Origin of the sequence: Sphingomonas sp. 28-62-11, from assembly GCF_002278865.1 — a bacterium.
GTDB lineage: Bacteria > Pseudomonadota > Alphaproteobacteria > Sphingomonadales > Sphingomonadaceae > Sphingomonas.
In genome coordinates, this window is sequence record NZ_NCGB01000030.1 from 1 (window position 1) to 23,190 (window position 23,190).

Annotated in this window: 21 protein-coding genes; 11 read left to right on the plus strand and 10 right to left on the minus strand. The window is 63.1% G+C overall.

Going from position 1 to position 23,190, the window contains the following annotated elements; translation table 11 throughout:
• Positions 1–220: 220 nt before the first annotated feature.
• Positions 221–988: a hypothetical protein gene (locus tag B7Y49_RS11150; protein ID WP_374127667.1), complete on the plus strand. Its 768-nt coding sequence runs from the start codon at positions 221–223 to the stop codon at positions 986–988.
• 42 nt (positions 989–1,030) lie between these two features.
• Here B7Y49_RS11150 and rarD read toward each other — a convergent pair whose 3' ends face one another.
• The 5 genes from rarD to B7Y49_RS11175 form a co-directional block, all read right to left on the minus strand.
• Positions 1,031–1,969: an EamA family transporter gene (gene rarD, locus B7Y49_RS11155; protein ID WP_374127668.1), complete on the minus strand. Its 939-nt coding sequence runs from the start codon at positions 1,967–1,969 to the stop codon at positions 1,031–1,033.
• Positions 1,970–2,144: 175 nt separating this feature from the next.
• The gene (locus tag B7Y49_RS11160; RefSeq protein WP_374127669.1) at positions 2,145–3,497 is read right to left on the minus strand and encodes a dihydrolipoamide acetyltransferase family protein; all 1,353 of its coding nucleotides are present in this window, start codon (positions 3,495–3,497) and stop codon (positions 2,145–2,147) included.
• Complete coding sequence (locus B7Y49_RS11165; protein ID WP_374127670.1) at positions 3,497–4,504, minus strand: alpha-ketoacid dehydrogenase subunit beta; 1,008 nt, start codon at positions 4,502–4,504, stop codon at positions 3,497–3,499. Before B7Y49_RS11165 ends, B7Y49_RS11160 begins: the two co-directional genes overlap by 1 nt.
• Before the next feature lie 169 nt (positions 4,505–4,673).
• Positions 4,674–5,960 carry a 3-methyl-2-oxobutanoate dehydrogenase (2-methylpropanoyl-transferring) subunit alpha gene (locus B7Y49_RS11170; RefSeq protein ID WP_374127671.1) on the minus strand — a complete coding sequence of 429 codons (1,287 nt, stop codon included), beginning with the start codon at positions 5,958–5,960 and terminating at the stop codon, positions 4,674–4,676.
• Positions 5,961–6,045: 85 nt separating this feature from the next.
• A complete protein-coding gene (locus tag B7Y49_RS11175) occupies positions 6,046–6,951 on the minus strand; it encodes a haloalkane dehalogenase (protein ID WP_374127672.1) in 906 nt (301 codons plus the stop codon).
• Positions 6,952–7,089: 138 nt separating this feature from the next.
• Between B7Y49_RS11175 and B7Y49_RS11180 the strand changes: the two genes are divergently transcribed.
• Entirely contained in the window at positions 7,090–7,281 is a 192-nt protein-coding gene (locus tag B7Y49_RS11180; RefSeq protein WP_374127673.1) for a hypothetical protein, read from the plus strand.
• 165 nt (positions 7,282–7,446) lie between these two features.
• Here B7Y49_RS11180 and B7Y49_RS11185 read toward each other — a convergent pair whose 3' ends face one another.
• On the minus strand, positions 7,447–8,454 hold the full coding sequence (locus B7Y49_RS11185; RefSeq protein ID WP_374127674.1) for a fumarylacetoacetate hydrolase family protein: 1,008 nt from the start codon (positions 8,452–8,454) through the stop codon (positions 7,447–7,449).
• Between the two features lie 141 nt (positions 8,455–8,595).
• Here B7Y49_RS11185 and B7Y49_RS11190 point away from each other — a divergent pair, with 141 nt between their 5' ends.
• The 5 genes from B7Y49_RS11190 to B7Y49_RS11210 all read left to right on the plus strand — a co-directional run bounded on the left by B7Y49_RS11190 (position 8,596) and on the right by B7Y49_RS11210 (position 16,012).
• Positions 8,596–9,747 (plus strand): acyl-CoA dehydrogenase family protein, encoded by a 1,152-nt coding sequence (locus B7Y49_RS11190; RefSeq protein ID WP_374127675.1) that lies wholly within the window; start codon positions 8,596–8,598, stop codon positions 9,745–9,747.
• A 97-nt stretch (positions 9,748–9,844) separates the two neighbouring features.
• A complete protein-coding gene (locus B7Y49_RS11195) occupies positions 9,845–11,281 on the plus strand; it encodes an amidohydrolase (protein WP_374127676.1) in 1,437 nt (478 codons plus the stop codon).
• The gene (locus tag B7Y49_RS11200) at positions 11,278–12,591 is read left to right on the plus strand and encodes an amidohydrolase family protein (RefSeq protein ID WP_374127677.1); all 1,314 of its coding nucleotides are present in this window, start codon (positions 11,278–11,280) and stop codon (positions 12,589–12,591) included. The genes B7Y49_RS11195 and B7Y49_RS11200 overlap by 4 nt, the downstream gene beginning before the upstream one ends.
• 139 nt (positions 12,592–12,730) lie before the next feature.
• On the plus strand, positions 12,731–14,206 hold the full coding sequence (locus tag B7Y49_RS11205; RefSeq protein WP_374127678.1) for a S41 family peptidase: 1,476 nt from the start codon (positions 12,731–12,733) through the stop codon (positions 14,204–14,206).
• Between the two features lie 354 nt (positions 14,207–14,560).
• Positions 14,561–16,012 carry a DEAD/DEAH box helicase gene (locus tag B7Y49_RS11210; protein WP_374127679.1) on the plus strand — a complete coding sequence of 484 codons (1,452 nt, stop codon included), beginning with the start codon at positions 14,561–14,563 and terminating at the stop codon, positions 16,010–16,012.
• Between the two features lie 153 nt (positions 16,013–16,165).
• Here B7Y49_RS11210 and B7Y49_RS11215 read toward each other — a convergent pair whose 3' ends face one another.
• Positions 16,166–16,831 carry a nitroreductase gene (locus tag B7Y49_RS11215; RefSeq protein WP_374127680.1) on the minus strand — a complete coding sequence of 222 codons (666 nt, stop codon included), beginning with the start codon at positions 16,829–16,831 and terminating at the stop codon, positions 16,166–16,168.
• Between the two features lie 107 nt (positions 16,832–16,938).
• On the opposite strand from B7Y49_RS11215, the gene B7Y49_RS11220 reads away from it, so the two are divergent.
• From B7Y49_RS11220 to B7Y49_RS11235, 4 genes are all read left to right on the plus strand, one after another.
• Complete coding sequence (locus tag B7Y49_RS11220) at positions 16,939–18,111, plus strand: acetyl-CoA C-acetyltransferase (protein ID WP_374127681.1); 1,173 nt, start codon at positions 16,939–16,941, stop codon at positions 18,109–18,111.
• Between the two features lie 136 nt (positions 18,112–18,247).
• Positions 18,248–19,030, plus strand: coding sequence for an SDR family NAD(P)-dependent oxidoreductase (locus tag B7Y49_RS11225; RefSeq protein WP_374127682.1), 783 nt, complete (start codon positions 18,248–18,250; stop codon positions 19,028–19,030).
• Positions 19,031–19,146: 116 nt separating this feature from the next.
• A complete protein-coding gene (locus B7Y49_RS11230) occupies positions 19,147–19,656 on the plus strand; it encodes a DUF1993 domain-containing protein (RefSeq protein ID WP_374127683.1) in 510 nt (169 codons plus the stop codon).
• A gap of 13 nt (positions 19,657–19,669) precedes the next feature.
• Entirely contained in the window at positions 19,670–20,101 is a 432-nt protein-coding gene (locus B7Y49_RS11235) for a thioesterase family protein (protein ID WP_374127684.1), read from the plus strand.
• 68 nt (positions 20,102–20,169) lie between these two features.
• Here the strand turns inward: B7Y49_RS11235 and B7Y49_RS11240 are convergent, their stop codons facing one another.
• From B7Y49_RS11240 to B7Y49_RS11250, 3 genes are all read right to left on the minus strand, one after another.
• A complete protein-coding gene (locus B7Y49_RS11240) occupies positions 20,170–20,535 on the minus strand; it encodes a hypothetical protein (RefSeq protein WP_374127685.1) in 366 nt (121 codons plus the stop codon).
• A gap of 172 nt (positions 20,536–20,707) precedes the next feature.
• Positions 20,708–21,490 (minus strand): crotonase/enoyl-CoA hydratase family protein, encoded by a 783-nt coding sequence (locus tag B7Y49_RS11245; protein WP_374127686.1) that lies wholly within the window; start codon positions 21,488–21,490, stop codon positions 20,708–20,710.
• 137 nt (positions 21,491–21,627) lie between these two features.
• Positions 21,628–23,169 carry an acyl-CoA synthetase gene (locus B7Y49_RS11250; RefSeq protein WP_374127687.1) on the minus strand — a complete coding sequence of 514 codons (1,542 nt, stop codon included), beginning with the start codon at positions 23,167–23,169 and terminating at the stop codon, positions 21,628–21,630.
• Positions 23,170–23,190: the final 21 nt, after the last annotated feature.

The window sequence follows — 23,190 nt, forward strand, 5'->3', positions numbered from 1 at the left end:
TTTATCGTATTTTGGCTGACTTTTGGCTTGGCGATGTGTACAATTAGGTTGATAGGTCGAACTATTATTTTACCGGTATTCATACATTCGGCTTGGAACTGCAGTATAATTATTATTAGTCTTCTGGTTGGTGAATAATTTTCCGACGGTAGATTTGTGATTGTGAGGCAAGCAGGTATCAGATTATTGCTGTTCCGTAATCAGGTTGATCGGCATTGCGGTGCGGCTATCCAGTCACGACAAAAGCTACGTTGATTGGGACAATGATGATGGTCATCCCGACCGCACGCTGTTGCGCCGGCGCGTTGCGGGTTTCGTGCTCGCAATCGCTATCGAGGTGCTGCTCGTCCTAGTGCTGCTGACGCTTGGCCCACCCAAATTCGGCGATTCGCGCGGCGATGGCCGCCCGAAGACCTTCACCATCACCCAGACCGCCGACAAGGCCGAAACCAAGGAACGCCCCGCGCCCAAGCGCGCCGCAAAGGTGACGCCCAAGACGCCCCCGCCACCGCCCGCGCCGGTGCCGCCACCCACGCCGCTCGGCCCGATCCCCGGGCTGCTGGTGCTGACCAAACAGGAATATGCCGCCGCCGATGTCGGCAAGATCAAGTCGCAGCGTGCCGAAATGGCCGAAGCCGCGCCTGAGGGCAGCGATGCGAATGACACGGAGGTGGCCGGCAGGGGCCCGAACGGCGAGCCGCTTTACTACGCCGAATGGTACCGCGAGCCGACCGAAGCCGAGATGGCCTTTTACATCCCGAAAGGCCTGCGCGGCGGCTCCGCGCTGATCGCGTGCAAGACTGCGCCGAAGTACCGTGTCGAGGATTGCCAGCTGCTCGGCGAATCCCCGGCCGGCACGGGCCTTGCGCGCGGCGTGCGCGAAGCCGCCTGGCAATTCCGCGTCCGCCCGCCGCGTAAAGGCGGCAAGCTGCTGATCGGGGCGTGGGTGCGGATCAAATTTGATCTGGTGGGGCGGCCCGCCGGGTGATGCCGGGCCCGGTTGAAAAACCTCTGTCGGACAGCGCAAGCGCTATTCAGTCACCGCTTTGGTCGTCAGCGGCACCACGGCAGTCGGCATTGCCGCATCCGCCCGCGATGCCCCCACACTATCCCATGCGTAAAGCGCGCAGCCTGCCCAGATGAGCACGAAGGTGGCGGCCTGATCGGCGCGCAGCGGCTCGCCGAACACCAGCACTGCAAGGCCGAACTGGATCGACGGCGACATGAACTGGAGCAGCCCGATGGTGGTATAGCGCAGCCGCCGCGCCGAGGCCGCAAACATCAAAAGCGGCAGCGCGGTGATGATGCCCGATAGGATCAACAGCCAGTCGGTCGCGCCGCCCTCGCCGAAACTGCCGCGCCCTGCACTCCCCTCGATCAGCAGATAACCGAGCAGGAACGGCGCAAGCAGCACCGTCTCCACCGTCAACCCGCCCAGCGCATCTATCGCGGCAACCTTGCGGATCAGCCCGTAAATGCTGAACGAGGCGGCAAGAGTGAGCGAAATCCAGATCGCCCCGCCCTCGATAATCGCCAGCGCAACCACGCCGGTGGCCGCGATGCCGATCGCGATCCCCTGCCAGCGGCGCAGCCTTTCGCCGAGCAGCAAGGTGCCGAACGCGACATTGACCAGCGGGTTGATGAAATAGCCAAGGCTCGCCTCAATCACATGGGCGTTCTGCACCGACCAGATGTAAACGAGCCAGTTGACCGCGATCATCAGCGCGCTCGCCATCAACAGCAACAGCGTTCGCCCGCGTGCCGCGGCGAGGATGGGCCTGACCTGCTTGGTGATCACCACCAGAAACAACAGGAACAGCACCGACCACACCACCCGGTGCGACAACAACTGCAATGAGGGAACATTTCCCAGCAGCCGCAGATAAAGTGGCAGCAAGCCCCAGGAGAGATACGCGCCGACCCCCAGGATCAGCCCGGAGCGCAGCTTGGTTTGATCCGCGGTCGTCATCGCGCCGCCATGCCCGGCGCGCGGGCGAGCGGCAAGCAAGCAACGCTATCGGACGGGCTAATAATTTGCACGTTGGGCTAATCCAACCCCCGTTCGCCCTGAGCGAAGTCGAAGGGCACGCGAAGCGAGTAGGCTTCGACTTCGCTCAGCCCGAACGGAGGGGGGAAGTCAGCCCTCAATCCGCGAACAGCAGCACCGGCGTCTCGAGATATTTCTTGAGCAACTGGACAAAGCTCGCCGCGTCCCAGCCATCGACCACGCGGTGATCGCAGCTGATCGACAGGTTCATGAGCTTGGCGCGGACGATCTCGTCGCCGACAAAAACCGGCCGCTCGACTATCTTGTTCGGGCCGATGATCGCGACCTCAGGGCGGTTGATGACTGGCGTCGTCGCAATGCCGCCCAGCGGGCCGAGCGAGGTGATCGTCAGCGTGGAGCCCGAAAGCTCGTCGACCTTCGCCTTGCCGGTGCGCGCGGCCTCTGCCAGCCGACCGATCTCGCTTGCCAGCTGCCAGACGTTTCGGTCCTGCGCATCGCGGATCACCGGCACCATCAGCCCGGCGGGGGTCTGCGTCGCCATGCCGAGATGGACCGCGCCGTGGCGCGTCACCACGCCGGCTTCGTCATCGTAGCGCGCGTTAATCATCGGGAAATCGGGGATCGCCTTGCAGATCGCGACGATCAGCAGCGGCAGCATCGTCAGCTTCGGTCGGCTCCCGCGATTGTCGTTCAGGTCGGCGCGCATCGCCTCTAGCGCAGTCACGTCGATCTCGTCGACATAAGTGAAATGCGGGATGTTGCGCTTGGCCGCCTGCATATTCTCGGCGATCTTGCGGCGCATGCCGATGACCTTGATCGGTTCATCAGCGCGCGCACGGCTGGCGTGCGGGGCATGATAACCCTGGCCCGATTGATAGCGCAGATAGGCGTCCAGATCGGCGTGGCGGACCCGGTCTGCGTCGGTTTTCACGTCGGCGAGGTCGATACCCAGATCGGCTGCGCGGGCGCGGACAGCGGGGGAGGCGAGGACGGGCGCCGAAGAAACCGATTTGTGCTCCTGCGCAGGCAGGAGCCCAGGATCGCTGGCGCTGCGCTCTTGGTTCTGGGCTCCTGCCTGCGCAGGAGCACTATCGCTGCTGGGTGTCCCGACAGCCACTTCACCAACGCCCGGATTTTCAGCGCCATATTGTTCGGCGACCTCGACCCGTTCGGCGCTCGGCGGGGCCGCCTTCAGCTCGGCAGACGCTTCGTCGCGAAGCGCGGGCGCTTCTTCGGCGGAGAAATCGCCATCCGTTTCGATCACCACCAACGCCGCGCCGATCGACACCTGATCGCCGACTTCGCCCGCCAGCTCCACCACCACGCCCGACACCGGCGATTCCATCTCGACGGTGGCCTTGTCGGTCATCATGTCGGCGATCTGCTGATCTTCCTCTATCCGGTCGCCCACCGCGACGTGCCAGGCGACGATTTCGGCTTCCGAAATGCCTTCGCCGATATCGGGAAGCTTGAACGTGAACCGCGCCATTATGCGTCCTTCATGATTTTCTTGAGGGCCTCACCAATCCGGACCGGCCCCGGGAAATAGGCCCATTCCAGGCTGTGCGGATAGGGTGTGTCAAAACCCGTCACGCGCTCGATCGGCGCTTCGAGATGGTAGAAGCAGCGTTCCTGCACCTGCGCCGACAGCTCCGCGCCAAACCCGCTGGTCCGTGTCGCTTCGTGGACGATCATGCAGCGTCCGGTTTTCTTCACTGATGCCGCTATCGTCTCGATATCGAGCGGCACCAACGTGCGCAGATCGATCACCTCGGCATCCACGCCAGCCTCGTTCATCACCGCGAGCGCGACATGCACCATTGTGCCGTAGGCGAGCACGGTCAGCGCCTCCCCCGCGCGCACGATCTTCGCTTTGCCCAGGTCGATCTTGTAATAACCCGTCGGCACCTCGCCTGCCGGGTGCTGCGACCAGTTTTGCGTCGGTTTGTCCCAATGCCCGTCGAACGGCCCGTTATAGATGCGCTTGGGTTCGAAGAAGATCGTCGGATCATTATCCTCGATCGCGGCGATCAACAGGCCCTTGGCGTCATAGGGGGTCGACGGGATCACCGTCTTCACGCCCGACACATGGGTGAAAATACCCTCGGGCGATTGCGAATGGGTCTGCCCGCCGAAAATGCCGCCGCCAAAGGGGGAGCGCACGGTGATGGGCGCGGTGAACTCGCCGTTCGAGCGATAGCGCAGCCGTGCCGCCTCGCTCACCAGCTGGTCGAGTGCGGGATAGATATAATCGGCGAACTGGATTTCGGGCACCGGACGCAGGCCATAAGCCCCCATCCCCACCGCGACGCCAATGATGCCGCATTCGGTAATCGGCGTATCGAACACGCGCTGCTTGCCATATTTTGCCTGCAACCCTGCGGTTGCGCGGAACACGCCGCCGAAATAGCCGACATCCTCGCCCATCACGACGATATCGGGGTCGCGGTCCATCATGACGTCCATGGCGGAATTGATCGCCTGGATCATGTTCATGCGGGTGGTATTCAAGGTATCCGCCACTGTTGGATCCCCATCACGCCGGTTAGTCATACCACCCTCCCGTCACCCCGGCCTTGAGCCGGGGTCCCGCTATTCTTCAGCGGGCGAAAAGAAGCGGGACCCCGGCTCAAGGCCGGGGTGAAGAATGCAAAAATCAGGGACATCACTTCAGAGCCCATGGTCGGCCACTCGCGGTTTCCTCGGCGATCATCTGCGCCTGTTGTTCGCGCAGGTGCCAGGGCATTTCTTCGAACACGCCGTCGAACAGGCTGTCGAGCGGCTGGTGGAGACCGTGGCCGAGGATGCCGTTCTTTTCGGCTTCTTTTTGCGCTGCCTTCACCATTTCGGCGAGTTCGAGGTCTTGCGCCGCATGGCGCTCCTCATCCCATTCACCGATCGCGATCAGGTGATCGCGCAGCCGCTTGATCGGATCGCCAAGCGGCCAGGCATTGGGTTCCCCCGCCGATCGATATTGCCCCGGATCATCCGATGTCGAATGGCCTTCGGCGCGGTAGGTGAAATGCTCGATCAGCGTCGGCCCCTGGTTGGTGCGTGCACGCTCCGCTGCCCAGGCGGTGGCGGCATAAACCGCGAGCGCATCATTGCCGTCGACCCGCAGGCCGGCGATGCCATAGCCGATCGCGCGCGCCGCAAAAGTGGTCGATTCCGCCCCGGCGAACCCTGAAAAGCTGCTGATCGCCCATTGATTGTTGACGACGTTGAAGATCACCGGCGCGCGGTACACGCTGGCAAAGGTACAGGCGGAGTGGAAATCGCCCTCCGCGGTCGATCCTTCGCCGCACCAGGTGGCGGCGATCCGGGTATCGCCCTTGGCCGCACTCGCCATCGCCCAACCGACGGCTTGCGGATACTGGGTGGTAAGGTTCCCCGAAATGGAGAAGAAGCCGGCTTCCTTCACCGAATACATGATCGGCAGCTGCTTGCCCTGCAGCCGATCACCCTTGTTCGAATAAATCTGGTTCATCATGTCGACCAGCGACCAGCCGCGCGCGATCAGCAGGCCCTGCTGGCGGTAGGAAGGAAAACACATATCCTCGTAATCAAGCGCCTGCGCGGCAGCGACGGCGATCGCCTCCTCGCCGGTGCATTTCATGTAAAAGCTCGTCTTGCCCTGGCGCTGGGCGCGGAACATGCGCTCGTCGAACGCGCGGACCAGCGCCATGCTGCGCAGCATCTTGCGCAGCGCATCGGGTGACAGGCGCGGATTCCACGGGCCGACCGCCTGACCGTCATCATCCAGCACGCGGATCAGCGTATAGGCGAGCGGCGCAAAGCTATCGGGACGATCGGCCGTATCGGGGCGCGGGGCGCTGCCCGCCGGGGGCACATCGATATCAACGAAATCCACCGCATCGCCCGGCCGAAACCTCGGCTCGGGTACGTGCAGCGTCAGCGGTTGCAAATTGGCACGCGGCAAATCGCCAGCCATGGTCTCTCCAAATGCGAGCCCCGGCCTACCCGGGAATCGCTCATTGGCACCTTGTTATAAAATTTCAACGCCGATGGCGAGAGGGTCAGCGCCCACCAAAGGCAGCAATCGCCGCACGCGCGATCGGTTCACCCCATTCCTGGACGAAATGGCCACCATCGGGGATGATCATTGGGTCGGGACAGCCCCTGATCTGTTTGCGCAACGCCTCCATTTGCGTCGGCCCTAAAACCGGATCGGCTGCCCCCACCGCCATGAAGCTCGGCCCGCTCCAACGTTCGGACCAGAATTTCACGGCTTCACGACCGATCGCCGCGCCCGGCATGTCAGGCACGATCGGCACGAGCGCCGGGAAAATCTGCGCGCCTGCCTTGTAACTGGCATCGGGATAAGGCGCCTCATAAGCGGCGATCTCTGCGGGCGTCAGATGCGGCGTGCCGCGCGCAATCAATGCGCCGATCGGCAGATCGGGGGTGGATGCGGCATAAGCCTTCCACATCATGAAGCCCGGGCCGGGGGATGCGCCGGTGCCGATACCGGTGTTCATCACGATCAAGCGCTTGATGCGATCCTCGAAGCCCGGCGCGACCGGCAAGGTCAGGCCGATCAACCCGCCCCAATCCTGAACCACCAACGTGATGTTGGTCAGGTCGAGCCGCTCAACCAGCGCGATCAGCCAGTTGCGGTGGAAATCGAAGCTGTAATCCTCCTGCCGCACCGGCTTGTCCGACCGGCCAAAGCCAAGGAAATCGGGACAGATCACGCGCGCGCCGGTTTCGAGGAACACCGGGATCATCCGGCGATAGAGGAAGCTCCAGCTTGGTTCGCCGTGCTGACACAGGAACACACGATCGGCATCGGCAGGGCCAGCATCGATATAGGCGCTACGGAGCCCTTCATAACCCGGCAGATCATCGATATAGCGCACAGGAAAATCGAAATCAGGCACGTCCTTAAAGCGTTCGTCGGGTGTACGTTTTGCTTCGATCATCGGACGATTCCCTGAATTGGCATTATTCATGTCAATTTATCATCGGTGGCGTGGGTGGCAAGCGTGAATCGCCGATACGCACCGTCAGGGATCGTTAACCTGCATCATGCATTATGCCTCTCAGAAGGGAGCTACGTGATGCACATGCAGTCAATCACCCGCGCCAAGGCCCGCCCCGTTCGCCTACCCACGATCGATGCCGCGATCGGCATTCTGGTGCTTTCGGCATCGGCACTGATGCTTCTGCCCTCGCTGGCACTGTACGCGGTCTATGTCGCCGCGGCGCTGGTCGCGCGGGCATTCTGGAAGAACCCCCGCGCCGGGCGCTAAGCGCCGAACGGGTTTACCCTGCCCCCTCCCGTTCGCCCTGAGCGAAGTCGAAGCCTGTCCTGAGCGCCTGCCTTGGCAGGCAGTCGAAGGGGGCAAGCGCTGCGCAGGGGCTTCGACTTCGCTCAGCCCGAACGGCTCAGTATGGCAAACAGCAAGATGCTGCTCCTACCCCGCCACCACCGTCTGCTCGATCACCCCGAAAATCGGATGATGCCGATCATCTTCGGCCCAGATCCGCACCGTATCACCCGCCTTTAGAAACGGCGTCACGGCGGCGCCGCCCAGGATCGTCTCAACGGTGCGGACTTCGGCTAGGCACGCATAACCCACCCCGCCATCGGCAATCGGCTTGCCAGGGCCGCCATCGGCACCGCGATTGGATACGGTGCCGGACCCGATGATGGTCCCTGCCCCCAGCGCGCGCGTTTTGGCGGCGTGCGCGATCAGCGTGCCGAAATCGAAGGTCATGTCTTCGCCTGCCTCGACCCGGCCGAGCGGCTTGCCGTTCAGGTCGATCATCAGTTTGCGGTGCAACTTGCCGTCCTGCCACCAGTCGCCGAGAGAATCGGGAGTCACGAACACCGGCGAAAAGGCGCTGGCCGGTTTGGACTGGAAAAAGCCGAAGCCCTTTGCGAGTTCACCTGGGATCAAGTTGCGCAGCGACACATCGTTGGTCAGCCCCACCAGCCTGATGCTCGCCAGAGCCTCTTCACGGCTCGCGCCCATCGGCACATCGCCCGTCACGACAACGACCTCGCCCTCGAGATCACAACCCCAGGCATCGTCCTTCAACAGAATCGAATCGCGCGGACCGAGGAAACCGTCCGATCCACCCTGATACATCAGCGGATCGTGCCAGAAGCTGTCGGGCATCTCTGCACCCCGTGCCTGCCGCACAAGTGCGACATGGTTCACATAGGCCGAGCCATCAGCCCATTGGTACGCGCGCGGCAGCGGTGCCGCCGCACCATGTTCGTGGAACCGCCGCATCGGGATCACCTCATGTTCCAGATCGGTCGACAGGTTGCGGAGCGCAGGGGCCACATGATCCCAGTCATCGAGCGCGGCCTGCAGCGTCGGGACGATATGGCCGGCGTCGGCATACCAGGCCAGATCGGGCGACACGACGATTAGCGCGCCGTCGCGCCCGGATTTGAGGCTGGCCAGTTTCATAGACTCTCCTGCGTTTATGGTTTGGCCAACCTTACTCCGCTCACTCGCCCTGTCGAGCCAGCACGGATTGCCCCAACAGCCCTATTGACCGCGTCGCCGCGCCACCGCAGTTTGGGCAAAAGGTTTCAAGAGAGGACTGACATGCTCGATACGCTTCCCGGCCGCTTCGCTTATGGTGAGGATCATGAGGCTTTCCGCCAGACCGTTCGCAGCTTTTTGCAGAAAGAGGCGGTGCCGCATGTGAATGACTGGGAAGCCGCCGGCATTGTCGACAAGGAAATCTGGAAAAAGGGCGGTGCGATCGGCATGCTGTGCCCGACCGTGCCAGAGGAATATGGCGGCCTGGGCCTCGATTTCGGCTATAACGCGATTGTCGACGAGGAAGTGTCGTACATCGGCGTGCCACTCGGCTTCTCGCTCCAGTCGGACATCGTGTGCGATTACATCGTCCAGTACGGCTCCGAAGAACAGAAAAAGCAGTGGCTGCCCCGCCTCGTTTCGGGTGAAACGATCACCGCGATCGCGATGACCGAGCCGGGCACCGGCTCCGACCTGCAATCGATCCGCACCAGTGCGAAGAAGGATGGCAATCACTACGTCATCAATGGCTCCAAAACCTATATCACCAATGGCCAGAATGCCGATCTGATCCTGGTGGTCGCCAAGACTGATCCCGATGCCAAGCCTGCCTATAAGGGCATGTCGATCATTCTGGTCGAGGCCGACCGGGAAGGATTCAAGCGCGGCCGCAACCTCGACAAGATTGGGCAGGACGCCGCCGACACGTCAGAGCTGTTCTTCGAAGATGTCCGCGTGCCGATGACCAATTGCTTGGGCGAAGAGGGCAAGGGCTTCATCTATCTGATGAGCCAGTTGCCGCAGGAGCGGCTGTCGATCGCGATCGGCGTGCAGGCATCCGCCCAGCGCGCGTTCGACGATACCGTTGCCTTCACCAAGGATCGCAAGGCGTTCATGGGCACCGTGTTCGATTTCCAGAACACGCGCTTCGTGCTGGCGGACCTGAAGGCCAAGCTGCAGGTCGGCTGGGCGCATCTCGACTGGGCGATCAAGCGCCACCTGGCAAAGGAACTAACCCCGACCGAGGGTGCGGCTGCCAAGCTCTGGCATACCGATCTGCAATGGGAAGTGATGGACAAGTGCCTGCAGCTGCACGGCGGTGCAGGCTATATGAACGAGTATCCGATCGCCCGGATGTGGCGCGGCGCACGCGTCAGCCGGATTTACGGTGGCACCAACGAAATCATGAAGGAACTGATCGGACGGTCGCTCTGATCGGCTGATCGATTGGACCTGCCCGTGATTGACACGGGCACATATTGCCGGAATGTTGGCCCCTTAAGGCCTGAACAACAGGTCAAAAGGGGTTAGCATGACGACTAGGATGATGAGGGGCCTCCTGGCAGCATTGGGGGCAACCGCGCTGCTTTCCGCCTGCGCCACGACGGGCGATGCCAAGCCGAAGAACGCGGCGAGCGCCCCCACAAAGTCCGGCCCCGGCATGGGCAAGGGCTTCGATCATAACCCCTTTCCCTCCACCTATCGCGCCTATCCCGGTAAACCGACGTTGATCACCAATGTCACCATTTTCGATGGCGAAGGCGGCAAAATCGAGCGCGGATCGGCGCTGTTTGCCGATGGTAAGATCGTCGAAATCGGCCAGACGATCGCCGCCCCCGCGGGCGCAGTGGTGATCGACGGCACCGGCAAGACGCTGACCCCCGGCATCATCGATATCCACAGCCATCTCGGCAATTATCCTTCGCCCGGTGTTGAGGCGCATTCGGACGGCAATGAGGCGACCAGCCCCGTCACCGCCGATGTCTGGGCCGAACATAGCGTATGGCCGCAGGACCCCGGTTTCAGTCGCGCGCTCGCCAATGGCGGCGTAACGACGCTGCAGATCCTGCCGGGTTCGGCCAATCTGTTCGGCGGGCGCTCGGTGGTGCTCAAGAACGTTTATGCCCGCACCGCGCAGGGAATGAAGTTCCCCGGTGCACCCTACGGCATGAAAATGGCGTGCGGCGAAAACCCCAAGCGCGTTTATGGCGGCAAGGGTCGCCAGCCCTCGACCCGGATGGGCAATATCGCCGTTGATCGCCAGACCTGGGCGCGCGCTGCCGAATATAAGCGCCGCTGGGACAAGTATGAAAAGGATGGCGGCGAACCGCCCGCGCGCGACATCGGCATGGATACGCTGCGCGGTGTGCTCGCTGGTGAGATCCTGGTCCAGAACCATTGCTACCGCGCCGACGAAATGGCGCTCGTCATGGATATGGCCAAGGAGTTCGGATACAAAGTGACCGCGTTTCACCACGCGGTTGAGGCCTACAAGATCGGCGACTTGCTGAAGAGCAATGACACTTGCGCGGCCGTCTGGGCGGACTGGTGGGGGTTCAAGATGGAATCCTATGACGCGATCAGCGAGAACCTTGCGCTGCTGCAAAAGGCGGGCGCATGCGGCATGATCCATTCCGATGACGCCAACGGCATTCAGCGGCTCAACCAGGAAGTCGCCAAGGCGCTTGCCGCCGGACGGCGCGCGGGGATCGATATTTCCGATGCAACCGCCTGGACCTGGCTGACCTATAACCCCGCCAAGGCGCTCGGCATCGGCGATCGCACCGGTAGCCTGAAACCCGGCAAGATGGCTGATGTCGTGTTGTGGAACGGCAACCCGTTCAGTGTCTATTCGCGGCCCGACAAAGTCTGGATCGATGGCGCGTTGCTATATGACGCCAATGATCCGCGCCTGCGCCCGGTATCGGATTTCGAACTTGGTCAGCCCGGCTCGGGAGATGTGAAGTGAAGCGCCTGCTCCTGCTGACCGCGGCGTTCCTCGCCACCCCGATGACCTTGGCGCCTGCCGCCGCACAATCGGTGGCGATCACCAATGCCAAACTCGTCATCGGCGATGGTTCTGCCCCGATCGAGGGCGGCACCGTTGTTGTTCGTAACGGCAAAGTTGTCGCCGCGGGTGCAGGGGTTGCCGTGCCTGCCGGTGTCGAGGTGATCGACGCGGGCGGCAAATGGGTAACGCCCGGGATCGTCGCCGGCTTTACCCGAATGGGCATCATCGAGGTCGATGGCGTGTCGCAGACGAATGATTCGGGTGCCAGTGGCAGCCCGTTTCATGCCGCGATCGATATTTCCCCGGCGGTAAACCCAAAGACCAGCTCGATCGCGCTCAACCGTGCCGAAGGCGTGACCCGGGCGATCGTCGCGCCCGAAAGCCGCGGCTCGATCTTCGCCGGGATGGGCGCCGTCATTGATCTAGGCAGCGACGCTGACCCCGTCAGCACCCCGCGCGCCTTCCAGTATATGGAATATGGTGAGGGCGGTGCGCGCGCGGCAGGCGGCAGTCGCCCGGCCGCGCTCGTGATGTTCAAGAACGCGCTGTTCCAGGCGCGCGCTTATGCCCGCAACCCGGGCAGCTATGCCGATCAGGGCAAGGATGCGCTGTTGACGCGCGCTGATGCAGAGGCGCTTCAACCCGTGGTTACGGGTAAGATGCCGCTGCTGATCCATGTCGAGCGCGCTTCGGACATGATGGCGTTGATCGACATCAAAAAGGCGATGCCGGAACTGCGGATGATATTCGTCGGCGCTTCGGAAGGCTGGATGGTCGCGGCGCAACTCGCCGCTGCCAAGGTACCCGTCCTCGCATCCGCGCTGAACGACCTGCCTGAATCATTCGAGTCACTGGCCGCCACCCAGTCCAATGTCGGGCGGATGAAGGCGGCAGGCGTATCGGTCGGAATCGGCACGATCAACGATAATGAAGCGCGCCAGGCCCGGCTCGAAAAACAATATGCGGGCAATCTGGTCGCGCTCACCAAGGTCCCCGGCGCGACCGGTCTCGACTGGAACGCCGCGTTTGCCGCAATCAGCTCCGTGCCTGCCGAGGCGGTTGGACTCGGCGGGCAGATCGGGTCGCTGCGTCCAGGTCGGGCGGGCGACGTCGTGATCTGGTCAGGCGATCCGCTTGAGCTTGATACTGCCGCGCTGTCGGTATGGATCGACGGGGTCAAGCAACCGCTCGCCACGCGGCAGGGCCAGTTGCTCAAACGCTACATGACCCCGCAAGAAGGCGCACTCCCCAAGGCATATGAGCGGTAACATACGCGTGCCGTTCGTGTGATCTGAGAGGCGCACGCACAGATTCACTATCGCTAGCCGGACCAAGCGGCGTTAACTCGTGGGATTGTTTTTCCGGGTTTGCCGGATATACAATATTGAAATTGCGGAGTTAAAGGACATGAAGCGTACTCGCCATCGCGTAATTTCGGCACTGAGCATGATGGCGTTTGTTTCGGCCTGTAGCGGTGGTGGCAGCCCTTCGTCGTCTGGCGGCATCACGGCGGTCGTCCCGCCGGCGCCAACACCCACGCCAACGCCAACCCCTACCCCGACGACCTCATCTGCCTGCTCGCTACGTGCGCGGCAGGATTGGGTGCTGGCGCAGATGCGCGAATGGTATCTGTTCCCCGAAACGCTGCCGGCAAACTTGGACCCGACGCCGTTCACGACCGTCGAATCCTATCTCGACGCGCTGACCGCGACGGCGCGCGGCCAGAACCGTGATCGGTTTTTCACATTCCTGACCTCGATTGCCGGCGAGAACGCCTTTTTGAATTCGGGATCAAGCGCCGGGTTTGGCGTCCGCCTGGCATTTGATTCATCGCAACGCCTGATCATCGCCGAAGCCTTCGAAGGCGCGCCCGCGCTCGCCGCCGGGATCGATCGCGGCACACAGATCGTCGCGATCGGCACCACCGAGGCCAATCTTCAAACGGTCGCATCGCTGATTGCCAGCGGTGGCAGTTCTGCCGTCACCACAGCGCTTGGCCCGAACACGGCGGGCACCGTCCGCGTACTCCAGATCAGCAATGCTGGGGGCACGCGCAACGTTACCGTCACCAAGGCCGATTTCAATCTAACGCCAATATCATCGCGTTATGGCGCGCAGATCATCACCGATGGCGGGCGGCAGGTAGGCTATATCAACCTACGCACCTTCATCCAGACCGCAAACCAGCCACTGCGCGATGCCTTTGCCAATTTCCGCGCGAACGGCATCACCAATGTGATCCTCGATTTCCGCTATAATGGCGGTGGGCTGGTTTCCACGGCCGATCTGATTGGCGATCTGCTCGGTGGCAACCGGACGACGTCGGAAGTCTATAACCGGACGACGTTTCGCCCAGAAAAATCATCGAATGACGTGGTTCGAAACTTTGCGCCCACGGCCCAATCGGTATCACCCATGAAGATCGCAGTGATTGGCACATCGTCGACCGCATCGGCCAGCGAACTCGTTGCCAACGCAATGATACCGTATCTGCGCGCCAATATCGGCCTGATTGGATCGAACACCTTTGGCAAGCCGGTCGGCCAGATCGCGCTTGATCAGCCGGCATGCGACGATCGCCTGCGCCCGGTAGCCTTTGCATCGCAAAATGCCAATCGCCAGGGCAATTACTTCAACGGGCTCGCCGCCGCGGTCGAAGCGAGCTGCCAGGCCGCTGACGACCTGACGAGACCGCTCGGCGATCCGCAGGAAGCGTCGACCCGTGCGGCGCTCAATTATCTTGCCGGGCAAAGCTGTACGCCGATCGCGCCGGTGCTGGCATCGGGCGTGCAAGGGCCTGCATCGGTGCGGCTGCCCGCACAGCGATTGCTGAGCCCCGAACGGCCCGATCCGATGCAGCGAGACCTGCCCGGATCGTTCTAGAATCGCCGCTGAGGGATTGTACCCCAATTCTCCCTCCCCCGTTCGCCCTGAGCGAAGTCGAAGGGCATGCGCAACGCTTGGGCTTGGGCTTGGGCTTCGACTTCGCTCAGCCCGAACGGAAGTTGCGATCTCGATTTGCGCCAGGATGCGCCAGCGCTTGACTTTTTGCACCGCAGCATGCACTTAATGGTTTCAGCGAGGCATTATGCAGCGTGATCGGGCGTAACGCCCCGGCTCTGCCTCGGTTCTAACCCCAAGCTTCCCACATCACGCGGGGCGCGACATTATGTCCCCGCCCGCCTCCCCGTGCGCCCAGAAAAGGCCCGGGATGCTGGCATTTATCGAAAGAATACCATGTCCTTCCAGAATCTCGGACTCAACGAGTCCCTGCAGCGCGCGCTTGCCGACAAAGGCTATACCGAATCCACCCCCATTCAGCGTCAGGCGATCCCGCCACTGATCCAGGGCCGCGATCTGCTCGGCATCGCGCAGACCGGCACCGGCAAGACCGCCGCGTTCATGCTTCCGTCAATCCAGCGCCTCGTCGCCGCCAATGAGCGGGTTCGCCCGCGCGCCTGCCGTATGCTCGTGCTTGCGCCAACGCGCGAACTCGCCAGCCAGATTGCCCAGAGCGCGCGCGATTATGGCCGCTTTTCGAAGCTGTCGATCGCGACCGTGTTCGGCGGCACTTCTGTCACCAAGGATCGCAATACGTTGGCGAACGGCGTCGACATCCTCGTCGCGACGCCGGGCCGCCTGATCGATCTGATCGAGCAGCGCTTCGTGACGCTCGGCGATATCGAAATCCTCGTCCTCGACGAGGCCGATCAGATGCTCGACCTGGGCTTCATCCACGCGCTGAAGCGTATCGTGCAATTGCTGCCCAAGACCCGCCAGAGCCTGTTCTTCTCGGCAACGATGCCAAAGGCGATCCGCGACCTGGCTGACAAGTTCCTCGACGATCCGGTCACCGTCTCCGTGACGCCCGTGTCGAGCACGGCCGAGCGCGTGGAGCAATATGTCACCTTCGTCCAACAGGCCGAGAAGCAGGCGCTGCTCACGATTATCATCAAGACGACCGAGATCGAGCGCGCGCTCGTCTTCACCCGCACCAAGCACGGCGCTGACCGCGTGGTGAAGCTGCTGGGCGCGAACGGCATTGCCGCCAATGCGATCCACGGCAACAAAAGCCAGCCGCAGCGCGAACGCGCGCTGGCCGAGTTCAAGTCGGGCAAGGTCAAGATCATGGTCGCGACTGACATCGCGGCACGCGGCATCGACGTGTCGGGCGTCAGCCATGTCATCAACTTCGAGCTGCCCAATGTGGCCGAGCAATATGTCCACCGCATCGGCCGCACCGCGCGCGCCGGCGCATCGGGCATCGCCATCGCGTTCTGCGCGGATGATGAGAAGAGCTATCTGCGCGACATCGAAAAGCTGACCAAGCAGAAGATCGAACATCGCCAACTGCCCGCCGATTTCGTGGCCGAAGGTGCTCGGCTCAAGGCGGCACGGGCAGCCACGGGCGTGTCCGACACGCCCGAGCGGGTGCGTCGTGACATTGGCAACAATCGCCAGCCAGCGCATCCGCGGGCGACGCATCGTGCGCGTCCGGCGGGGGCTGGGGCGTCGGCTGGTGCTCCGCGCACCGTTGCCAATCCGGCAGCGGCAGCAGCACGTCCGGCCGGTGGCCAGGGTCAGGGGCGTCCGGCTGGTAACAACCAAGGTCGCCCCGGCGGCGGCGGTCGCGGTCGCGGTGGACGCGGTCGTGGCGGCGGCGGCGGTGGGTCGCGCGCTTCGGCGTAAGCTTCGGCCCTTCAGACCGCACCCTTTGGCGTCACCCCGGACTTGATCCGGGATCCCGCTTCTTGTGGGACGGACGAACGCTTGCCAAACCGCACAGGAAGGCAGCGGGACCCCGGGTCAAGCCCGGGGTGACGGGAGAGTTGACGGGTCGGCTTACCCCCTCACCGTCAACCACTCCCCTTCCGGCGCGCGCTCGGTGCGCAGCCGGTTGGCGGGGGCGGTTTCATCTTCATAGCCAATCGCCATCCCGCAAAAGACCATGCGTTCGGGCGGGGTGCCCAGAAACGCGCCGACCGTCTCCGGGTAAATCGCCCAGCATTCCTGCGCACAGGTCGCCAGGCCCGCCTCGACCGCGAGCAGCATGAAGCTTTGCAGATACATGCCAAGATCGCTCCACTGCGGTGGCCCCATCCGGCGGTCGACCGTGCAGAAAAGGGCGGCAGGCGCACCGAAGAACTGGAAATTGCGGCGGAACTCGCGATTGCGCGCATCCGCATCACTCCGCTCGATTTCCAGCGCCGCATATAGCGCCATGCCGACCTGAAACCGCCGGTCCTTGTACGGCCTCACCAGCTCGCGAGGATAGATGTCGTACTGCGCGGCTTCCATCAGGCCAGCCGCCTGTTTCTCCGCCATCATCGCCTTCAGTGCCGCCATCGATTCGCCGGTCACGATATCGATGTGCCAGGGCTGCAAGTTGCCGCCTGAGGGGGCTCTTGCCGCACGCCGCGCGAGTCGTTCGATCAGTGCTGGGTCGACCGGGCGGTCCAGAAATCCGCGAACCGATCGACGTGCCGCTACGGCATCCGTGACATTCATCGCTAACGCCCTATTTCCGACATTCGAGGTGCCAACTACCCTTGCCGCTATCGCCGGATTGCGCAACAACGCGCCCAAAATCACGTCAGTTGATGGAGAGAATGGCGATGCCTGAAGCTTATATCGTGGACGCAATCCGCACCGCCGGGGGCCGCCGTGGCGGCAAGCTGGCGGGTACGCACCCGGTCGACATGGCCGCTGCCGTGCTCGACGCGATCATCGAACGCACCGGCATTGACGGCGCAGCGGTGGACGACGTGATCATGGGTTGCGTGATGCAGGGCGGCCAGCAAGCGGGGCAGATCGGCCGCAACGCCGTGCTCGCCGCGCGCAATCTGCCCGACAGCGTGCCCGCCGTCTCGATCGATCGCCAGTGCGGATCATCGCAGCAATCGATGCAGTTTGCCGCCCAAGCCGTAATGTCCGGCACGCAGGACATCGTGATCGCCGCCGGCGTGGAGAGCATGACGCGGGTGCCCATGGGCTCCACGATGATGCTCCACATGAAAGAGGGCATGGGCAACTATAAGTCGCCGCGCCTGGAGGAGAAATATCCCGGCATCATGTTCAGCCAGTTCATGGGCGCCGAAATGATCGTCAAGAAGCATGGCTTCAACCGCGAGCAGCTCGATGCGTTTGCGCTCGAAAGCCACCAGCGTGCGATTGCCGCAACCCAGTCGGGCGCGTTTGCTGCCGAGATCGTGCCGATGGAGGTCGAAGGGCCCGATGGCACCGAATGGCACAAGACCGATGAGGGCATCCGCTATGACGCGACGCTCGAATCGATCAGCTCGGTCAAGCTGTTGCAGGAAGGCGGCACGATTTCCGCCGCCAATGCCAGCCAGATTTGCGACGGCGCTTCGGCGGTGATGATCGTCAGCGAAGCAGCGCTGAAGGCGCATAACCTGACCCCGCTCGCCCGGATCGTGAACCTGACGGTGACCGGCGGCGACCCGGTGATCATGCTCGAAGAGCCGTTGTTCGCGACCGACCGGGCTCTGAAGCGTGCCGGCATGACGATCGACGAAATCGACCTGTACGAAGTGAACGAAGCCTTCGCGCCCGTGCCGCTGGCCTGGATGAAGCATACCGGCGGCGATCATGCCAAGCTGAACGTCAATGGCGGCGCGATCGCGCTCGGCCATCCGCTTGGCGCATCGGGCACCAAGCTGATGGCGACGCTCGTCCATGCGCTGAATGCACGCGGCGGGCGCTACGGCCTGCAGACGATGTGCGAAGGCGGCGGCATTGCCAACGTCACGATCATCGAGCGGCTGTAAGGTCGAACCAACGAACAAGGGCCGTCACCCTGAACTTGTTTCAGGGTCCAGCCATCCCCTCGGACGATCGTTCGTGCGGTGCGATGGATGCTGAAACAAGTTCAGCATGACGGCGGTACTATCAGGGAGAGCATTCATGAAACTCGATTCCACCGTCTCCGCCGTCGTCACCGGCGGCGCATCCGGCCTTGGTGAGGCCACCGCGCGCGCACTTGCCGCCAAGGGCGTCAAGGTCGCCATTTTCGACATGCAGGCCGCCAAGGGCGAGGCCGTTGCGGCGGACATCGGCGGCATCTTCTGCGAAGTGAACGTCACATCCGAGGAATCGGTCGATGCCGGTTTCGCCAAGGCCCGCGAAGCGCATGGGCAGGAGCGCGTGCTCGTCTGCTGCGCCGGCACCGGCAATGCAATGAAGACCGCCAGCCGCTCCAAGGAAGACGGCAGCATCAAGCATTTCAGCCTTGAGGCGTTCAACTGGCTGATCCAGATCAACCTGGTCGGCACCTTCCGCTGCGTTGCCAAATCGGCCGCGGGCATGCTGACGCTCGAACCCGGTGAAGACGGCGAGCGCGGCGCGATGGTGATGACCGCATCGGTCGCCGCCGAAGACGGTCAGATCGGCCAGGCGGCTTACTCGGCTTCCAAGGGTGGGGTCGTCGGCATGACCCTGCCCATCGCGCGCGACCTGATGGGTGAAGGCATCCGCATCAACACAATCCTGCCCGGTATCTTCAACACGCCGCTGATGAACGCAGCACCGCCGCAAGTGAAGGAAGCGCTCGCCGCGAGCGTCCCCTTCCCCAAGCGGCTCGGCCTTGCGCCGGAATACGCGCACCTCGCGCTGACGATGATCGAGAATGGGTATTTCAATGGCGAGGACGTGCGGCTCGACGGCGCGATCCGGATGGCGCCACGCTGAGCACGGCGGCGCGCATGCTGCGCGCCGACTCGTGCCAGCGCGGCCGGCGGGGCCAGCGGCCCCGTCCGACGACCCGGAATTAACTCCCGGATCGCCTCCCACCATCAGGAACACCCATGACTGTCTCGCTTTTCACCTTTGTCGACCTGTTCCGCCGTCACCTCGATACCGCCGCCCATCTCCTCACCAAGGGGTCGGCCTTTGCGGCAGCGAACGGCATCAGCGAGCAGGACATGCTCGGCTGGCGGCTGGCTGACGATATGCATCCGCTGGGGTTTCAGGTGATGGTGGTCGTCAATTTCGCGCAGGCGTGGCCCGCGCGTGCCGCCGGCTTGCCGGTGCCGGAGGCGATTACCGCCGATCTCGATGTCGCCGGTTTTCAGGCCGCCATCGTCAAGGCCAAGGCGTTTCTGGCAACGCTGACCCCGAAGCATTTCGCGGGGCGCGAGGATGTGCCGCTGACGGTGCAACTCGGCGAAACGATGGAGCCGACCTTGCCCGCCGGGCACTGGGTGAGCGTGTTCGCGGCGACCAATATCGCGTTCCATGCCTCGATCACTTACGCCATTCTGCGGATGAAGGGCGTGCCGCTGGGCAAGATCGACATGTTTGCCAGCGGCCTGTGAGCGCGGTCAGCTGATGGCCCGCCCGGAAGCCTGGCGGCTGTCAGCCGAGGCATACCCGCACCGCGAGATCATCCAGACCCGGTTTCAGGACCTCGACGTGCTCGGCCATATCAACAATGTCGGGATGGCCGCGATCCTCGAAAGCGGCCGGGTGAAGTTCAACCAGGCGACGGGGCTCGATGCGTGGCGCGACCGGCGCTGGCTCGTCGCGCAGGTGATCATCAATTATCTCGGTGAGGGGCATTTCCCCGCCGATGTCGTGGTGGCGAGTGGCATTGGCCAGATCGGCACCCGCAGCTGGACGATCCTGTCGACCGCGTTCCAGCACGATGTGCCGATCGCCACCTGCGACACGGTGGTGGTGATGAGCAGCGAAGGCGGGCTGACCGCGCTGCCGGATGAATACCGCGCGGCGCTGGAGGGGTGGCGCGTTCCGGCAGGCTGACGCCCGAAGCGCAGGACTGCGGAGGTTTTCGAACATTAATGGGAGTGGCCGATCGTCCACTATGCCCGTTAGGTGCCCAGCGCCCAGAACAGGAGCATACCGAAGCCGATCGTTGCCACCGTCGCATGCACGGCTAACCAGCCGCCGACGATGCCGGGCCGCGATTTGGCGATGATCGGCACGAACAGCCCTGTCAGCAGCGCCCCGGCGATGACCAAAGCGACGGTTGACCCCATTGCACGGTGTGCTTCCGCGTCGCCGCTGGGCGCACCGCGCAGCAGCATCACCATGACTTCCAACCCACCGATACCAAGCAGCAGGTGCAGCCCTGCCAGTGCCTGCGAATTGCGCTGCCCGCGCAGATAGCGATATCCCATAAAGGCGCCGATCGCCGCACCCGTCCCCAGCAACAGCACCACGGGTGCCACCGTCATGGCTCGCCTCCCTCGCTTCGCCTCATGGCCACGGTCCATCCGGACGCGGTTCGTAGAGCGGCTGAATTACATCGCTCCAAGCAATTCTCGCGACCAACAATCGGCTATCGGCGACATACTTAGAAGCCTATCTTTCAAAGGCTCCCATTTGCGCAAACAGCCAAAATCCCCCTCAATCTTCGAACACCGCCGCGCGCTTTTCCATATTCGCCATCACCTGTTCGATCTGGTTCGGGCGGCGGATGACGCCCAATTGCACATCGCTTTCGGCCTGCAGGATCGCGGCGCTGTCGAGATCGGGCTGGAGGTTGAAAAGTTTTTTCGATCCGCGCACCGCTTCCGGGTTGCGCGCGGCGATCTGTTTGGCGAGCACCATCGCTTCCGCCCAGGGATCGTCGGCGAGTTTCGTCACGAAGCCGAGCGCCAGTGCCTCGGGCCCCTCAAACTCCCGCGCGGTGTAGGTGAGTTCGCGCAGCACATCGTCACGTGCGATGCCACGCCACAGCGCGATGCCCGCCATATCGGGCACCAGGCCCCAATAGACTTCGCGGATGGCAAAGCGGGTGTGCGGGCTCGCGATGCGGATGTCTGCCCCCGACATGATCTGAAAGCCGCCGCCGAACGCCACGCCGTGGACCGCGGCGATGACCGGCATCGGCAGCGTCCGCCAGCCCCAGGCGACATGCTGCGGCAGGTTCGCGTCGCCGTGCGTGCGATCGGCAAGCGAGGTGCCGGTGCCGCCACTCGCCATGCTCGCCATATCGAGCCCCGCGCAGAAGGCGCGCCCCTCGCCCGACAGGACGACGCAGCGCACGTCCTTGCTCTCCGCCAGCTGCGCGATCGCATCGGCAATGCCCTGAAACATCGCCGGATCGAGCGCATTCATCTTGTCGCTGCGGATCAGTTTCACATCGGCGACATGATCGGTGACGGTAATGCGAACGCGGTCTTGCATGTCAGTTCCTTTCACGGGCCGCCAACCCCCTGCCCGTCATTGCGAGCGTAGCGAAGCAATCCAGCCCCTCCACTTGCGGCAACGCTGGATTGCTTCGCTACGCTCGCAATGACGAGGCATTGGTGACGAACGTTGGTTCAAACAATCCGGCTATCGCTATTGCCCCAATAACGATCGCGCAACAGGCGCTTGTAGAGCTTGCCCGTCGGCGCGCGGGGCAGTTCGGCGGCGAAATCGATCTGGCGCGGGGTTTTGACGCCCGACAGTTCGGCGCGGCACCAGGCGGTGAGTTCGGCGGCGAAGCTATCCCCCGCCTCTGCCATGTCGACCGGTTGCACCACGGCAATCACGCGTTCGCCCATTTCGGGGCATGGTCCGCCGATGACAGCGACATCGGCGACGCGCGGATGGGTGATCAGGCGGTTTTCGATTTCCTGCGGGTAGATGTTCACCCCGCCCGAGATGATCATGAAGCTTTTGCGATCGGTGAGGTAGAGATAGCCCTCCTCATCCACGCGCCCGATATCGCCGAGCGTCGTCCAGCCATGCGCGTTGCGCGCCTCCGCCGTCTTTTCGGGATCATTGTGATATTCGAAGACGCCGCCGCCCGCGAAATAGACCAGCCCCTCGGTGCCGGGTGGCACGTCATTCCCGGCCTCATCGCAGATGTGGAGTTCGCCATAGGCGGCTTTCCCGACCGATCCCTTGTGCGTCAGCCACTGGGTCGAATCGATCGTCGTCAGGCCATTCCCTTCGGACCCGGCATAATATTCGTACAGCACCGGCCCCCACCAGGTGATCATCGCTTCCTTGACGGGAATCGGGCACGGGGCGGCGGCGTGGATCGCGACCTTTAAGCTCGACAGATCGTAGCGCGCCCGCGTGGCCTCATCGAGCTTGAGCATCCGGACGAAATGGGTCGGCACCCATTGGCTTGAATTCACCTTGTAGCGATCGATCGCGGCCAGCGCGGCTTCGGGATCGAAATGCTGCATCATCACCACGGTGCCGCCGAGCCGCATCACCGTCATCGACCAGCGCAAGGGTGCCGCGTGATAGAGCGGCGCGGGGGAGAGATAGATGCTGTCCGGCCCGAGCCGGTAGAGCGCCTGAGCGAGCATCACCAGCACATTGGGTGCGGTGATCGCGGGATCCTCCGGCAGGGCGACACGCACGCCCTTGGGGCGGCCGGTGGTGCCCGACGAATAGAGCATGTCGACGCCCGCGCGTTCGTCCGCAATCGGCGTATCGGGCATGGTGGCGACTGCCGCGTTCCAATCCTGCCACCCGTCAACCGTGCCGCCGATCATCAGCCGCGCGCAGTGCGACAATGGCTCCACCAAAGCCGACGCGACCCCCGCCATCGCCGCCGATCCGATCACCAGCTTCGCACCGGAATCGCGGACGATATACTCGACTTCGGGCGCGGTGAGCTTGCTCGGGATACAGACATAAAACAGGCCTGCGCGCTGCGCGCCCCAAGCGATGTCATAGAATTCGGGGATGTTATCGAGGAACAGCGCAATCGTATCGCCAACGCCGAGCCCGGCGCGACGGAACAGCTGGGCGGCGCGGTTCGACCGGGCGTCGAGCGCAGCGTAGCTGATCGTCTCGCCGGTTTCGGCAACGATCAGCGCGGGCTTTTCAGGCGTGGTTGTTGCGTGGACGCTGGGATGCACCCGTCTCTCCTGTTATCATTT

Bases quoted from the DNA above. Each gene is read 5' to 3' on its own strand.
- rarD (WP_374127668.1), bottom strand. From the start codon at position 1,969: ATGACGACCGCGGATCAAACCAAGCTGCGCTCCGGGCTGATCCTGGGG.
- B7Y49_RS11160 (WP_374127669.1), bottom strand. From the start codon at position 3,497: ATGGCGCGGTTCACGTTCAAGCTTCCCGATATCGGCGAAGGCATTTCG.
- B7Y49_RS11165 (WP_374127670.1), bottom strand. From the start codon at position 4,504: ATGAACATGATCCAGGCGATCAATTCCGCCATGGACGTCATGATGGAC.
- B7Y49_RS11170 (WP_374127671.1), bottom strand. From the start codon at position 5,960: ATGGCTGGCGATTTGCCGCGTGCCAATTTGCAACCGCTGACGCTGCAC.
- B7Y49_RS11175 (WP_374127672.1), bottom strand. From the start codon at position 6,951: ATGATCGAAGCAAAACGTACACCCGACGAACGCTTTAAGGACGTGCCT.
- B7Y49_RS11180 (WP_374127673.1), top strand. From the start codon at position 7,090: ATGCACATGCAGTCAATCACCCGCGCCAAGGCCCGCCCCGTTCGCCTA.
- B7Y49_RS11185 (WP_374127674.1), bottom strand. From the start codon at position 8,454: ATGAAACTGGCCAGCCTCAAATCCGGGCGCGACGGCGCGCTAATCGTC.
- B7Y49_RS11190 (WP_374127675.1), top strand. From the start codon at position 8,596: ATGCTCGATACGCTTCCCGGCCGCTTCGCTTATGGTGAGGATCATGAG.
- B7Y49_RS11195 (WP_374127676.1), top strand. From the start codon at position 9,845: ATGACGACTAGGATGATGAGGGGCCTCCTGGCAGCATTGGGGGCAACC.
- B7Y49_RS11205 (WP_374127678.1), top strand. From the start codon at position 12,731: ATGAAGCGTACTCGCCATCGCGTAATTTCGGCACTGAGCATGATGGCG.
- B7Y49_RS11210 (WP_374127679.1), top strand. From the start codon at position 14,561: ATGTCCTTCCAGAATCTCGGACTCAACGAGTCCCTGCAGCGCGCGCTT.
- B7Y49_RS11215 (WP_374127680.1), bottom strand. From the start codon at position 16,831: ATGAATGTCACGGATGCCGTAGCGGCACGTCGATCGGTTCGCGGATTT.
- B7Y49_RS11220 (WP_374127681.1), top strand. From the start codon at position 16,939: ATGCCTGAAGCTTATATCGTGGACGCAATCCGCACCGCCGGGGGCCGC.
- B7Y49_RS11225 (WP_374127682.1), top strand. From the start codon at position 18,248: ATGAAACTCGATTCCACCGTCTCCGCCGTCGTCACCGGCGGCGCATCC.
- B7Y49_RS11230 (WP_374127683.1), top strand. From the start codon at position 19,147: ATGACTGTCTCGCTTTTCACCTTTGTCGACCTGTTCCGCCGTCACCTC.
- B7Y49_RS11235 (WP_374127684.1), top strand. From the start codon at position 19,670: ATGGCCCGCCCGGAAGCCTGGCGGCTGTCAGCCGAGGCATACCCGCAC.
- B7Y49_RS11240 (WP_374127685.1), bottom strand. From the start codon at position 20,535: ATGACGGTGGCACCCGTGGTGCTGTTGCTGGGGACGGGTGCGGCGATC.
- B7Y49_RS11245 (WP_374127686.1), bottom strand. From the start codon at position 21,490: ATGCAAGACCGCGTTCGCATTACCGTCACCGATCATGTCGCCGATGTG.